The following is a 15118-nucleotide window of genomic DNA, read 5'->3' on the forward strand; positions in this document are numbered from 1 at the left end:
CAAACTTACAAATCACTTGCTAAAGTTGCATAAGATTCTGATTTTCAATCCCATCTGAAAGTGGCGCAGGCTGCAATAGAAGAAGCATAAGCAATATAGGATAATATTTGATTTAGGCTGTAACGAGCTGTTTATCAGGCGTTACAGCCTAAGTTGTTTTTAGGCGGTTCGTGCATTTGTTTGCAAGAAATGAGTCAAATAAACGTATTTGTTGTTGCTCTATATCAAGCTTTAGATTATCTCAGTTCTTTAGGGTTTCTTTCCATTTATCAAATTTATTGGCTAAAGAGAAATAATTATTGTTTGTTGAGGGTAAAATGTGATATTTAATTGTTGGTAGATATGCAGAATGCGCTTTTTCCATTGAATATAAATCTTTTGATACTCTTGTATTTAGATAAAAATAGAAGGTTTACAGAAATATTAGTATAGTACATCATAAAATGAGTCATTAGATGTATTTATTTAATTCCTCCACGAGTAGATGCACGGTCGTTGAGGATTCTTCCATAGCAGGATTTCCATTTGAAACCTCATTAAGCACAAGGGCTGCGTTTTTTATTGCCTGTAATTGCAGGTGATAAAGCCTGTTATACATGACAGCGCCAAATCCTTCATTTTTTGAATATGGTAATCCTATAAGTTTTGACAGCATATCTGCATAATTCTGGCGATGAAGAGGACCCCGATATAGATTAAAATGTAACAAGAACCAATACTCAAATGCCTGGTTACTGTAAGCAACACGGAAACCGTTCTTTTGAGCCAAAGCTATTGCCTGATTGAAATCCTTAGCAGGAAAATCATCTTTGTCAAAAACGACCCAACACTGGTCATAACAATGCTTCTTCTTTTGTTCGGTATCACGTATGCTGATTGCCTTATTGACAAGACTTATAGTATTCATTGCCTGGCCTATGGCTTTGACTGTGGCGGTTGTCATACGGAAAGCCTTAAAGTAGTCTGGTTCTGTACGTACTCCTTCACATACAATGAGAAACGATTGTTTTACATTTCTTGTTCCCTGCTTTCTGGTCAGACTGCTTGTACGATGGTCCTTTTTTGTTTGTCTTCCCATACTCACTCCTCCCTATTAAAGACCCTCTCCATTTCACCGATAATGGGAGTTGCACCGTATTTGCCTAACAGATAATCTCTTTCAAATGGAGTATTGCTGCGTACCTTATATTCAACCAGTGAATATGCTTCAGTAGAACCGAAACTGTTTTTCTGAGTAAACCATATCTGGTCACGGCGAAATATTCCGGCACTTAACAGGAAGGTGTCATGAGTTGTAAAAAGTAGTTGTGCACCTTTGGGGTTTGTTTTTGCCGAGTTGAAAAGGCTGATGATTTTACGAACCAACAAAGGGTGAAGTTTTGAGTTAAGTTCATCAATAACCAAAAACTTTCCATTGTCCAAAGCATCAATGATGGGATACGACAAAGAAAAATATTTTATTGTACCTTCCGATTCATTACTGCTGAATGAAAAAGCTACACTATTGGTTTCTTTTCCCTCATCATTATATTGCCTGTGGGTACTAACGATACGGTTATCTGTTTTTACAATGTTGTCTATTCCCAAATCTGCATATTTTGCAAAGTTCGTAATACGCAAACGGATGTTCTCATCATCCATAGACTTTATAGCCAGTTTCCACAGTCTTTCCTCATCATTGCCAAATATCACCTGCATATCATTCAGCCATTGCAGGATACTGACTGCTATAGGCTCATTGAACTGTGCTCCGGTAGACAGCAGTAAAGCATTGTTACGCACCATTTTCTTGTTTACAAGCTCCATCAATAAAGAGCTTTTCTGATGAACAGTGGTTCCTTCTTCTGTTCTGTAGAATATTTCGACTTCTTTGGCTCTCTTCTTGTTTGTGCGCTGGTATAGCCATTCTGCACGTACAGCTTTGCTGTCAACTTCAAACCCATAACGGTAAGTGAAACCTTCAACAATAAAGGTTGCTTCCATTGTAGTCGGTTCATTCATTGAAGTGGTATTCAACCGGAAGTTCTCTATATCAATTGCTTCTCCGGCCTGACTGTTTTTGAAAGAGTCTGTGATAAAACGCCTGTAAAAAGCAATAGCCTTCAGAACATTTGATTTTCCTGAAGCGTTTGCACCATAAATCACTGCACTCCGTAATACAGATAATCCGGTATCGGGTACAGTTATCATATCATTTGACTCGGTAAGAACATCTTTAAGGGCAGTTGCAACAAAGGATATTTTTAACTCATCCTTTATTGACAGGTAATTACTAACACAAAACTCTAAAATCATAAACTTAACTCTTATTTTTGCGAGATTTTTACAAAAATAAGAGTTAAGTTTTGGAATTCCAAAACTTAACTGTAAATAATTGCTTACGTGATTATATTTAAAAATGATTGCAGGTGATAAAGCCTGTCATGTGGTAAGAGTCCAGAAGGATAATTGCAAATAATTATTTGGCGAACCCATTTGAATAATAACTGTATATGAAAGAGGTCCAGCTCGCTATTAAATAATCAATGTAAGCTTTTTTTGAAATATAAATAAATATTAGTTTAGAAATTTATTTCTGTAAATAGCAGAATGATGTGCCAAATTGCGCTAAATAGTGACAAAAATGCCAGTTTGTAGTCGTTTAATTGCTTGTAAACCAGTATGGTATGGCTTCTTTTTGGATATAGTTAAATAAATAATATGGTATTTATTCTGCATTTTTATACTCAAATTGACGTTCATTCTATTTCGATGAAAGAAATTTGTACAAAAAATTGTATTTTTCCTCTCTTTTTGTTTCATAGTATAAAATAATATGTATAAATTTGTTGCTGTTATCAAAAAAATGTCGAGATATGAGAAAGAAAATTACACTTTTTTGTGCCTTTTTGTTAATAGGCATAAGCCTGGCGATAGCGCAGGCTGTACAAGTGACAGGTGTGGTGGTATCTTCGGAGGACGACTTACCTGTGGTGGGAGCTTCTATTTTAGTAAAAGGAACTTCTAACGGTACAATTACGGATATCGACGGAAAATTTACGTTGAAAGTCAATAAAGGGGCGAAGCTCGTGATTAGTTATATCGGTATGAAATCGCAGACGGTTACGGCCAGGAATAATATGAAGATAGTGCTGGAATCGGATACGGAAGTACTGGATGAAGTGGTGGTAACCGGTATGCAGCGCATGGACAAGCGACTGTTCAGTGGGGCTGCCACGCAGATTTCGGGTGAGGACGTGAAGATGGATGGTCTGGCCGATATCAGCCGCGGTCTGGAAGGTAAGGCAGCCGGTGTATCGGTGCAGAACGTTTCCGGTACATTCGGTACGGCTCCGAAAATCCGTGTGCGTGGTGCGACTTCCATCTACGGTAGCTCCAAGCCGCTGTGGGTTGTGGATGGTGTGATCATGGAAGATGCGGTGGAGGTGAGTGCCGACCAGCTTTCATCAGGTGATGCCGAAACATTGATCAGCTCGGCCATTGCAGGATTGAACGCCGACGATATCGAGAGCTTCCAGATTCTGAAGGATGGTTCGGCCACTTCTATCTATGGTGCACGTGCCATGGCCGGTGTGATTGTCGTGACCACTAAGAAAGGTAAGGCCGGTTCCAGCAGAGTGAACTATACGGGTGAGTTTACCACGCGTCTGGTACCGAGTTACAATGATTTCAACATCATGAACTCACAGGAGCAGATGGGTATCTACAAGCAGATGGAGCAGAAGGGTTGGCTGAATTTCTCGGAAACCATACGTGCGGCAGAAAGCGGTGTCTATGGTAAGATGTATCAGCTGATGAATACGTTCAACCCAAGTACGGGACTGCCGATGTTGCAGAACACGGAAAGTGCCCGCAACAGCTATCTGCAGGCAGCCGAGTTCCGCAATACGGACTGGTTCGACGTGCTTTTCTCACCGAGCTTGAGCCAGAACCACTCCGTGAGCATCAGTAGTGGTACGGACAAGTCGTCGTTCTATGCTTCTCTGAGTGCCATGTACGATCCGGGATGGTACAAACGCAGTTCGGTGGAACGTTATACGGCGAATGTGAATACTTCTTACAACATTTCGAAATGGTTGAGCTTTAACATGATTGCCAATGCCTCTTACCGTAATCAGGAGGCTCCGGGTACCCTCGGACAGGATGTGGATGTGGTTTCCGGTGAGGTGAAGCGTGACTTCGATATCAACCCGTACTCTTACGCGCTGAATACGTCACGTACGCTCGACCCGAATGAGTATTATACCAGCAACTATGCACCGTTTAATATCTTGAACGAGCTGGAAAACAACTATATGGATCTGAACATCGTAGATGTGAAATTCCAGGGTGAACTGAAATGGAAACCGGTTGCGGGACTGGAATTCAGTGCGCTGGGTGCCGTAAAGTATCAGGGTACTTCGCAGGAACACAAGATTAAGGATGACTCAAATCAGGCGGAGGCTTACCGTGCCGGACTGGACGACAAGACCATCATGGACAAGAACCCCTTCCTGTATACCGACCCCGACAACCCGTATGCACTGCCTATCTCCGTACTGCCGGAAGGGGGTATTTACCGCCGTACCGATTATAAGATGCTGAGCTACGACTTCCGTGGAACGGTGAACTATAACAAGGTATTCAATGAGGTACACCTGACCAACTGGTTCGGAGGTATGGAAGTGAATGCCATCGACCGTACGAAATCCAATTTCCAGGGTTGGGGTATGCAGTATGCAAACGGTGAGACACCTTATTACATTTACCAGTACTTTAAGAAAGGCATTGAAGACGGCGACCAGTATTTCAGCCTGAACAATACGAAGGTGCGCAGCGTGGCTTTCTTCGCCAATGCCAACTATTCGTATGCCGGAAGATACTCCATCAACGGTACCATCCGTTACGAAGGTACCAACCGCATGGGTAAGAGCCGTAGCGCACGCTGGTTGCCTACGTGGAATATCTCAGGTGCATGGAATGTGCACGAAGAGAAATTCTTCGATGCCTTGGAACCTGCCATGTCACACTTGACACTGAAGGCTTCTTACTCACTGACTGCCGACCGGGGTCCGGCCGACGTGACCAACTCGAAGGCAATCATCAACAGTTACATTCCTTACCGTCCGTTTACCAACATTCAGGAATCAGGCTTGCAGCTGGTAGACCTGGAAAACAGTGAACTGACGTACGAAAAGAAACATGAGTTGAATATCGGAATAGATATGGGATTTCTCGACAACCGCATCAACTTTGCACTCGACTGGTATACCCGTAACAACTACGACTTGATTGGTGCCGTCAATACACAGGGTGTAGGTGGTACGATTCTGAAACTGGCCAACGTAGCTTCCATGAAGTCACACGGTGTGGAATTTACCTTGTCTACCCATAACATCAAGACCAAGGACTTTAACTGGAATACCGATTTTATCTTCTCGAATGCGCAGAATGAAGTAACCGACCTGCAGCAGAACGCCAATATCATGGATTTGATTTCGGGTACAGGTTTCGCCAAACAAGGCTATCCGGTAAGAGGTTTGTTCTCTATTCCGTTCAAAGGACTGGATGAAAACGGTATTCCTTTGATTGAAAACGAAAAGGGAGAGATTACCAGCACCAGCATCAACTTCCAGGAACGTGACAACACAGACTTCCTGATTTACGAAGGCCCTACCGACCCCACCATTACCGGTAGCTTGGGTAACATCTTTACGTACAAAGGTTTCCGTCTGAACATCTTCATGACTTATTCGTTTGGCAACGTGGTTCGTCTGAATCCGGTATTCAGTGCCCAGTATTCCGACCTGAGTGCCATGACACGTGAGTTCAAGAACCGCTGGACCTTGCCGGGCGATGAGAATGTGACCAACATCCCTGCCATCATTTCTGCCAGAATGTACAATGAGAACACCGACTACAGATACGCGTACAATGCCTACAACTATTCGGATGTACGTGTGGCCAAAGGCGACTTCATCCGTATGAAGGAGATTTCACTGGCCTACGAGTTCCCGAAAGCATGGATTGCTCCGCTGAAACTGTCGAACCTTTCACTGAAGGTACAGGCCACGAACCTGTTCCTGTTCTATGCCGACAAGAAGTTGAACGGACAGGATCCTGAATTCTTCAATGCAGGTGGTGTGGCTTCTCCGGTGCCACGTCAGTTTACATTTACACTGAGATTAGGGTTATAACAAAAAAATAAGACATTATGAACAAGAAATACATATTATTCGCAGCCATTGTAGGAAGTTCAATGGGATTGGCTTCCTGTAGTGATTTTCTGGATGAGATGCCAGACCAGCGTACGGAAGTGACATCAGAAAACGCCGATTATCTGCTGGTGACGGCTTATCCCAACAGCATGCCTCTGGAAATGTTTGAAATGTATAGCGACAATACCGATGCCTTCCCCAACCGTTATGCAGCGTGGAGCCGTTTGCAGGAAGACCTGTACAAATGGGAAGATACCTCCCAGAACGAAGATGATTCTCCTGCTGCCGTGTGGGAAGGATGCTACAAGGCAATTGCCACAGCCAATCAGGTGCTGACGATGATTGCCGAGCAGGGCAATCCTTCTACGATGGATGCCACCCGGGGTGAAGCACTGCTGTGCCGTGCCTACAATCACTTTATCTTGGCTACGGTATTCTGCAAGGCCTATTCATCCACTGCAGCGACCGATTTGGGTGTGCCTTACATGACCTCACTGGAAAATACGGTGAGTCCGAACTACGACCGCGGTACACTGGAAGAGTTGTACAAGGGGATAGAAAAGGATTTGCTGGAGGGACTTCCTCTGATCAGCGACAGCAAGTATTCAGTGCCCAAGTACCATTTCAACAAGAATGCGGCCAATGCATTTGCGGCCCGTTTCTACCTGAACTATACCCAGCCGGACCTGTCGAACTACGACAAAGTGATAGAATATGCGACAGCTGTCCTGGGCGACAACCCTTCGCTGATGCTGCGTGACTGGGAAGCACTGGGCGCTTTGTCACTGAACGGTGAAATCCAGCCGAACGAATACGTGGATGCAGAGAGAGCGGCCAACCTGATGCTGGTCTGCTTCCATTCTTACTGGGGATATGTGAGTGGCCCTTACGGATTGGGAGAACGCTATGCGCACGGTCCCGAAGTGTCGTATGAAACTAACCGCTCGAATGGTCCGTGGGGAAATTATACATCTAGTCCGAATACTACGATTTACCGTGTGGGCGTATGGAGCAACTCTTCTGCACTGCCTACCAAGATCATTTCCATGAAGGTGGCACAGTATAAGGAGTATGTCGACGTGGTAGCCGGAACCATCAACGGATATTGTGTCAATGCCGCGTTTACAGCCGATGAACTGCTGCTGAGCCGTGCCGAGGCCTATGCCATGAAGAAAGATTACACACATGCGCTGGCCGACCTGAACAGCTGGATGGCTGCCTATACCACCCGTTCGCAGGCCATGACGGAAGAGGAAATCAACGCTTTCTACGACGGCCTGGCATATTACACACCCACCGAACCTACGGTGAAGAAAGAGTTGCATCCGGAATTCACCATCGAGAAAGGCACACAGGAGAATCTGATTCACGCCATCCTGCAGGCCCGCCGTATCACTACCTTGCATGAGGGACTCCGCTGGCTGGATATCAAACGTTTCGGCATCACGGTATATCGCCGCTACATGAAAGACGACGGCAGCATCGAAGTGACCGACCAGATGGAAGCTAACGACGCACGTCGTGCCATTCAGATTCCGAGTGATGTAATCAGCGCAGGTATGGAGCCTAATCCTAGAAATAACTAATCGCCAAGGAGGAACAATTATGAAAAAATACTTTATATATGCATCAATGTGTTTACTGTCGCTGGGGTTTGTTTCCTGCAACAACGAGGATGAGATAGATACCTCGCACAGTATATTCGGGTCGGACGGAACGGAAGCCGAAGAGCCGAATGAATTTGACAAGTGGCTGCTTGAAAACTATGTCTATACCTATAATATTCAGGTGAAATATCGTCTGGACGACAACGAAACCGACGTGGAATACGACTTGGTTCCGGCCGATTACGAAAAAGCTTTCGCCCTGGCAAAAATCGTGAAGTTTGTATGGATGGAAGCGTACGATGAGGTATGGGGCATTGAAACCACACGTACCTATGTGCCGAAACTGATTCAGATGATTGGCAACGTGGCCTACACCGAATCGGGTATGATTCTGGGTCAGGCCGAACAGGGTATGAAGGTAACCCTCTTCAAGATTAACGACCTGGACCTGAACAACCTGGACGTCAATACCCTGAATGAGTATTACTTCAAGACCATGCACCATGAGTTTACGCACATCCTGAACCAGCGTAAGCCTTACGACACCAACTACGACCGTATCACCGAATCGAGCTATGTGGGTTCCGACTGGTACCAGATTTACGATGACCAGGCGTTGCAGATGGGATTCATCTCTCCGTATGCCATGGACCGCGGTTCGGAAGACTTTGCCGAGATGCTGTCTATCTTTGTGACCAATTCGGCAGACACCTGGGAGTCGTTTCTGGAGACAGCCGAACCGGATCCCAACAGTCCGTACTATAACCCGGATGTCAACGGACGGGCCATCCTGGAACAGAAGTTCGACATTGTGTACAAGTACATGAAAGATTCATGGGGGGTAGATTTGTATGAATTGCGCGACGTGGTTCAGCGTCGGCAGGGAGAAATCAATACCTTGTTCAACTAATAAAACACCGGAATTATGAAGAAATTAATTTTATATAGTTTATTGGCATGTGCGACGGTTTCCATGCAGTCGTGCTTGTTCAGTGAGGAGGACTTGTTCGAACAGTCATCTGCCGACCGGGAAAATGCCTCCGTCCTTGAATTGAAGAGTTTGTTGACCAGTGCCCCCAACGGGTGGAAACTGGAATACCGTTACGGCAGCGAAGGTATGGGTGGAGCTGCCAACTTGTTCTTTAAGTTTGATGCCAACGAGGTGACCATCGCTTCCGATTATGCGACGTCTTCGTACACTCCCGGGCAGACCGCAACCTCCCTCTATACCGTACAGTCGTATAACGGAACAGAAATCAGCTTCGACTCGTACAACGAGATTCTGCATGCGTTTTGTGAGCCCAACGGGTATAACGACCCGGGTCTGATGGGTGACTATGAATTCATCGTACGTTCGACTTCTGAAAACGAGATTCGCCTCACCGGAAAGAAGCATGGTGTGGAAATGGTGATGACCCGGCTGGACGATACGTTAGACTGGACCACCTATCTGGCTGCTGCCGCACAGATCAGCGAGGATTCAGACTACAACCTGTTTAATCTGATGCAGGGCGACCAGAAAGTAGCTTCTGTCATGCGAGAAGGCCGTGCTTTCCTGTTGGGAAGTGTAGACGAGAATGGCACATCCTCTTATGCTTATTACCCGTTCGTTTGTACCGAAAACGGTGTAAAAACAGTGGAACCCATGGTTTGCAACGGCATATCGATGCAGAACTTCACCTGGGATAATGCAACCAGTACGTTCACTTGTACCGACGAGGGAAGCAATGTGAAACTGGTATTCGAGCGTCCCGCCAATTATGAAAAGTACCTGGGTACCTACCATGTACAGAGTGGAAGCTCTAGCTTCAGCCTGACACTGGAGGTGAAGAAAGACGGTAAGTCTTATCAGGCCACGAAGACGTATTACCTGAGTGGCGGCAGCACATGGACGATGAACGTTGAATTCTACTACGACACAGAACGCGACGACATCTCTGCCAACGGTCAGGTGGTAGGATATATGGATGGAGCAGCCGTAGGTTTGTATCCGGGCCTCAGATCGGGAGGTAATTTCTATTCTACACTGGAAACAGTCTTTGAAGGAACAACCACCGAGCAAGACGGTCAGATGACGATTACATTCAAAAACAATCCGTATAGTCAACTCGAAATGAATGACTGGTTGTTCATCTATAATTCGGGTGGATACAGAATGATGACCGCTTGGGAAAATCCGGTATTCACTAAAGTTTCTGATTAAAAAAGAATAGCTTATGAAAAAGATATTTTCTATTATCACGTTATGCTTATGCACCTTGTGGGTGTCATGTAGCGATGAGGAAGCCGTCACCAGCTCATTGCAGGTCGTTGCGACCGACGGCATTGATTTCTCTGCGGCCAGCGGAGAAGGTACCATCACCGTGAGTGCCACGGAACCCGTAACTGCTGAATCAAACAAGGAATGGTGTACAACCACTGTGGAAGGCAATGTGGTACATGTGGCGGTAACCACCTCTTCGGAAGTGACCAGCCGTATTGCCCTGGTTACCATTTCTACAGGAACAAGCTCTGTCGATGTGCCGGTGGTACAGGCTGGAGCGGTCACCATTCTGGATGAACATAACCTGTATTACTGCTGCGGATACGAGGGCGGTCAGTTCAATTTCAGTTTCAAGACCAACACCTCTTATAGTGTGGACGTGCCGGAAGAAGCTGCCGGATGGTTGACCTATACTTACGATACGGACAACAACGTGTTGCGGTTTGACGTAGCTGCGTCGGCCGACAAGACTCCCCGTGGTGCGGAAGTTAAGGTTTCGTCAGGAGCAAAGGAACTGGTCCTCAGCCTTTCTCAGATTGAAGTATCGCTCAGTATGATTGGAGGCAACTGGGACATGTCCTATTATAGTGGGGCGTATGGACAGGAAGTTTCGGGAACCGGTCAGGTGGGTATGCTTTCGGACAATCTGGTTCTCCTGGATGCTCTGAAGGAGTACTATTTGCCGCTGGAAATCGGTGATAACGGAATCTTGATTGTTCCGGCAAATGTAGAAATAGGTACTTATGGCAGTTATACGCTGAAATCGGCTACGTCCCTGAGCGGTGGATATTATTCACTGTCTGTGCCGTGTGTAGCTGTGCCTAAGGTAAAAGATGGAAAACTGATTTATCATTTTGGATATTGCAGTGCCTATACCGACGGAGCGGCTGTAGAGTATCCGATGGTATACGCATTTGTGGGTTCATCTGCAGCCGGATGGTTGGAGTGTTATGTAGATTTGGAAATAAGCAAACCTTTGAATTAAAGGTTATTTTCTCTCTTTAAATTCATTATTTTGGGGGGCTATTCCTAGTGATAGGGGTAGCCCCTAGATATATAAATACCCTCAAAATATGGATTATTGCATAAAATCCCTATATTTGCCAGAGTATGAATTTAACCACATCAAGCTATGATAAAAAGAGTATGTGTATTGATATTCTGTGCAGGTTTGCTTGCCGACTTCAGCTATGCACAAAGAAAAGTCGAAGTGGTAGAAGCCCCGCAGGGAACGCAGGCAGCTGCCAGCGAGAAAGTGATTAAGCGAAAAGTGGCCATCGGACGTTTCTCCAACGAAACGCAATATGCGAAAGGCATATTTTATGACAAGGAGAATGACCCCATGGGCAAGCAGGCACTGGATATCCTTTCGGCCAAACTGGCCGCCTCCGGGAAATTCCTTCTGCTGGAACGCAGCGATTTGTCTACCTTGCTGGAAGAAGCCCAGAAAGGAGAAAAAGAATTGTCGACAGTCGGTGCAGATTACATGATAATCGGTTCCATCACCGAGTTTGGCCGGAAAAATACCGGAAAGTCGGGCGTTTTCACCTCTACAAAGACACAGACCGTAGAAGCTGCAGTGGCTATCCGACTGGTAGACGTGGCTACGGGCCTGATTATTTATTCGGATGAGGCCAAGGGAACAGCCGATTTGACGACCAAGACCACGCTGGGAGTAGGCGGACGTGCCGACTTTGATGCCACATTGAGCGACAAGGCCATTTCCGAAGCCATTGGCCAGCTGGTAGAAAACATCATTAACAAATGCACGGACAAGCCGTGGCGGACCTATTTCCTTTCCTACGACTCCGATGCCGTACTGATTGCAGGAGGAAAGAGCCAGGGTATTGCGAAAGGAGATGTCTTTGTCGTCAAGGCCAAAGGCAAGAAAGTGAAGAACCCGCAGACCGGCCTGATGATTGAACTGCCCGGAAAGCAGATAGGCACGGTGAAAGTTTTGTCTACCGGAGGAGATACCCCCGAAACCGAATATTCTTTCGTGGAAGTTTCGGCTGCAACTCCGATTGATACAGGTAAGTTAAGTGAGTATTATATCGAAGAATCCAAATAAGTATGAAAGCAAGATTATGGATGATTGCCGGGCTGGCAGCATTGCTGTGCGGATGCAAGGCCCATTATCCTGTAGCCCAGGAAAGCGGAAAAGAAGATATGGCCTACCTGCTTTTTACCAGTTCGGGCGAATATGCAGGAAAAGAAGTGACCGTGACACTGGATGGCCGGAAGCCCTTTGAGGCAAAAGTCGTGAAATCCAGGAATGCGAACCGGAAGGGGACATCGTATGCCGTTCCCGTCGGGCGGAAGCACCTCCGTGTGACCTACGGCGGAAAGTCTCTTTACGGAAAGGAAATCTTTCTATCAACACAGGAAACTCAGATCATTACTTTGCCATGACGAAAAGAATCCTGTTTATAGGTACATGTCTGCTGGCCCTGTCTTCTTGTGGCACGACAGACTCGCTGTATTCATGGTACGACTATGAGGATACCACCTATCAATACAGCAAGAAAAGCACGGAAGAACTTCAAGCGAAAGTCTTGGAGCAATACCAGAAAATCATTGAACAGCAGAGAGGTTCGAGAGGCGTGGTGCCTCCCGGCCTGTATGCGGAATACGGCTATATGCTGTATCGCACAGGCAAGAAGGAAGAAGGCCTGTCGTTCTTGAGAACAGAAATAAAGACCTATCCGGAGTCGGAAAAATACATCTCACGAATCATCAAACAGCTTGAAAAATGAAGAACTACATCCTTGCTTGCCTGGCCGTTGTCTTGCTGTCCTCCTGTGCGGAGACCCTTACGCGCGGACAGCAGTATGCCAAGCTATATGAAGAAAAACCCGTATCCATCGTGATTATGCCTCCTGTCAACCAGACTAATTCGGTGGAGGCGAAAGACTTCTTTTATACCACCATGTACATGCCGTTGTGCGAAAAAGGATACTATGTCTATTCTCCCTACCTGACGATGGAGATGTTTCAGACAGAAAGCGCCTACGACGGTGAACTGTTTCTGGAACGCGACATCCAGATTTTCAAGAAAGTGCTGGGAGCAGATGCCGCCATGTTCACCATCATCAAGTCATGGGACCGGAAGCCCATCACCGGGATGCTGACGGCAGGTGTGGAATACATCCTGCGTTCTACCTCCACGGGCGAAACGCTATATCACCGGGAAGGGCTGATCAGTGTGGATACCAGTCTTTATTCCGAAGGCGGAGGACTGCTGGGTTTCGTTGTCAATATGGCCGCCACGGCCATAAACACAGCCATGACGGACAAGGTGGTGGCAGGACGGAAATGCAATGCCTTTGTGCTGAGCGATATGCCGGTGGGAAAATACAGTCCGAATTATGGAAAAGACCAGCATCTGGAGGCGGGGAAAAGCTACATAGAAGCCGTTGTGAGATAATGTGGGACGGATTTACGTGCATCCTAATTCCTATTTTTTGAATGGAGATCTGCTTTTATTTTATGTAATCCATCCCCAACTTACTCACAAAGTTCTGTTCTTCTTCAATTATCAACTTCTTGCGCCTTTTCAAGCAGTCCTTTAAATCCTCAACCTGATTGATTGGAGGAATAAGGTGGAGATAATTATAAGAAATTCCTTCCGCATGATTAAATGATTTTAAATTTGGATTGAAGGAACGATAGTTTTTAGCCATATAAGTAGGAACAATGTTTTCTGGACTTGATGGTAGTTTTGAGTCTAACTTTCCCAATGTCAATCCGTATGCGGTTGGAATTTTTTTTGATCTTTCGCGCAACAATTGCAGTTCGAAAAGAATCAGTGCCTTACTTCTGACGCCAGAAAGAGATACGGTTTTGGGGAAGGGCAGTGTCCTGAAGAGGACAGAAGGATTGTCCGAATACACACTATTGTCCACCTCTCCATTCAGAAAGCTAAGGAAATATTCGAAAGCCTTACGTTGATTGGACAAGGAATAAATTGTAAAATAGTTTGAATAGGTCGTTATCCAAAACCACCGTTTTAACTCTTGTATCTGCATCTTGTTGGGGGTGTGAAGTTTGCTAAAGAACTTCATTACAAATACAAGTTGAATATTGTACGGTAATAATTTGTAATCCACTACATTCAACTCCTTGTACAAAAACTTTGCAGCTTTCAAGATATAAGGTGTAGTTTTTTTTACCACGTTTTTAAAATCCGGTCGTACTGCCAACTTTTCAATATTCGACTGGTCGAAATACATTTTTTCATCGAACGCACTTTGATAGCATCTGAACAGATTGTTACGTGTAATCCCTTCAAAGTGATATTGGGATAATTGTTCTTTTAAATTATCTATTTCGACAGAGAAACTGAAATCCGAACTGTAACTTAGTGCATTAACCATATAATCATACGAGATGTCAGTACCTTTGGAATTCACGCGGGAAAAAATGTTTACAGCATCCGATAAACTTGCTTCTGAAATTTCCACGACAGCCAGTTTATAGTCAATCAGCGTACGCGAAAATGCATCAGCTCTATCCAAATACATATCAAGTTGCTCATCCTTACAATATGGTTCTATATATTTTCGAGAATACTGTCTGAAATCGCTTGTACTCATCAATATATGGACTGGTACTTGATAAGGCTTTGGGGTATAGCGCAAATAGACAAAATTTTCCTCTTCAAGATCGAAATACAAGTTGTAAAGAGAGTCCCTGTCGATTGTTTCGTCAATTTCAAGATTAGCCTTTTGAGCATTAGTCAAACAGCCAAATAAGGAAGATAGCCTTTGATAGCCATCCAGAAGAAATACTTGCTGGGAATAATTCTTTGGTAATTTAAAGCCTCCTACAGATTTTAGTTTATCCCAGTTATAATTGTTTTTGGGTTTCCAGATAAGTAGTGAACCTATAGGATAATTATTCTTAATGCTTTCAAACAAATCCTTGACATCATCTCTTGTCCATACAAAATCTCTTTGGAAAGGAGGAACTTGCAATGCTCCTTGCTGTAAGTCATCCAAGAGTTTTGCCAAGCTTCGGATTTGGGTTTCAATGCCAATATTATAGTTCAT

Annotated in this window: 12 protein-coding genes; 9 read left to right on the top strand and 3 right to left on the bottom strand. The window is 45.0% G+C overall.

The genetic code is table 11. The features are described from left to right. Positions 1–451: 451 nt before the first annotated feature. A complete protein-coding gene (locus OCV81_RS12605) occupies positions 452–1078 on the bottom strand; it encodes an RloB family protein (protein ID WP_148330283.1) in 627 nt (208 codons plus the stop codon). Between the two features lie 2 nt (positions 1079–1080). Next, on the bottom strand, positions 1081–2295 hold the full coding sequence (locus tag OCV81_RS12610) for an AAA family ATPase (protein ID WP_148330284.1): 1215 nt from the start codon (positions 2293–2295) through the stop codon (positions 1081–1083). 560 nt (positions 2296–2855) lie between these two features. Here OCV81_RS12610 and OCV81_RS12615 point away from each other — a divergent pair. The 9 genes from OCV81_RS12615 to OCV81_RS12655 all read left to right on the top strand — a co-directional run bounded on the left by OCV81_RS12615 (position 2856) and on the right by OCV81_RS12655 (position 13494). After that, a complete protein-coding gene (locus OCV81_RS12615; RefSeq protein WP_148330285.1) occupies positions 2856–6176 on the top strand; it encodes a SusC/RagA family TonB-linked outer membrane protein in 3321 nt (1106 codons plus the stop codon). Between the two features lie 17 nt (positions 6177–6193). Continuing rightward, positions 6194–7783 carry a RagB/SusD family nutrient uptake outer membrane protein gene (locus OCV81_RS12620; protein WP_148330286.1) on the top strand — a complete coding sequence of 530 codons (1590 nt, stop codon included), beginning with the start codon at positions 6194–6196 and terminating at the stop codon, positions 7781–7783. Between the two features lie 19 nt (positions 7784–7802). Further along, positions 7803–8714 (top strand): zinc-binding metallopeptidase, encoded by a 912-nt coding sequence (locus OCV81_RS12625; RefSeq protein ID WP_148330287.1) that lies wholly within the window; start codon positions 7803–7805, stop codon positions 8712–8714. Positions 8715–8729: 15 nt separating this feature from the next. Further along, the gene (locus OCV81_RS12630) at positions 8730–10007 is read left to right on the top strand and encodes a DUF4302 domain-containing protein (RefSeq protein ID WP_148330288.1); all 1278 of its coding nucleotides are present in this window, start codon (positions 8730–8732) and stop codon (positions 10005–10007) included. Between the two features lie 13 nt (positions 10008–10020). Further along, positions 10021–11052, top strand: a complete 1032-nt coding sequence (locus tag OCV81_RS12635; RefSeq protein WP_148330289.1) for a BACON domain-containing protein — start codon at positions 10021–10023, stop codon at positions 11050–11052. 147 nt (positions 11053–11199) lie between these two features. Then, positions 11200–12138: a CsgG/HfaB family protein gene (locus OCV81_RS12640; protein ID WP_148330290.1), complete on the top strand. Its 939-nt coding sequence runs from the start codon at positions 11200–11202 to the stop codon at positions 12136–12138. 2 nt (positions 12139–12140) lie between these two features. Beyond that, entirely contained in the window at positions 12141–12479 is a 339-nt protein-coding gene (locus OCV81_RS12645; protein ID WP_022353747.1) for a hypothetical protein, read from the top strand. Next, positions 12476–12823, top strand: coding sequence for a DUF4810 domain-containing protein (locus OCV81_RS12650; protein WP_148330291.1), 348 nt, complete (start codon positions 12476–12478; stop codon positions 12821–12823). Before OCV81_RS12645 ends, OCV81_RS12650 begins: the two co-directional genes overlap by 4 nt. Then, the gene (locus tag OCV81_RS12655; RefSeq protein WP_148330292.1) at positions 12820–13494 is read left to right on the top strand and encodes a GNA1162 family protein; all 675 of its coding nucleotides are present in this window, start codon (positions 12820–12822) and stop codon (positions 13492–13494) included. The genes OCV81_RS12650 and OCV81_RS12655 overlap by 4 nt, the downstream gene beginning before the upstream one ends. Before the next feature lie 55 nt (positions 13495–13549). On the opposite strand, the gene OCV81_RS12660 is transcribed toward OCV81_RS12655, so the two are convergent. After that, a complete protein-coding gene (locus OCV81_RS12660) occupies positions 13550–15118 on the bottom strand; it encodes a DUF262 domain-containing protein (protein ID WP_262640354.1) in 1569 nt (522 codons plus the stop codon).

This window comes from Phocaeicola fibrisolvens, assembly GCF_025567125.1.
Classification (GTDB): Bacteria; Bacteroidota; Bacteroidia; order Bacteroidales; family Bacteroidaceae; genus Phocaeicola; species Phocaeicola fibrisolvens.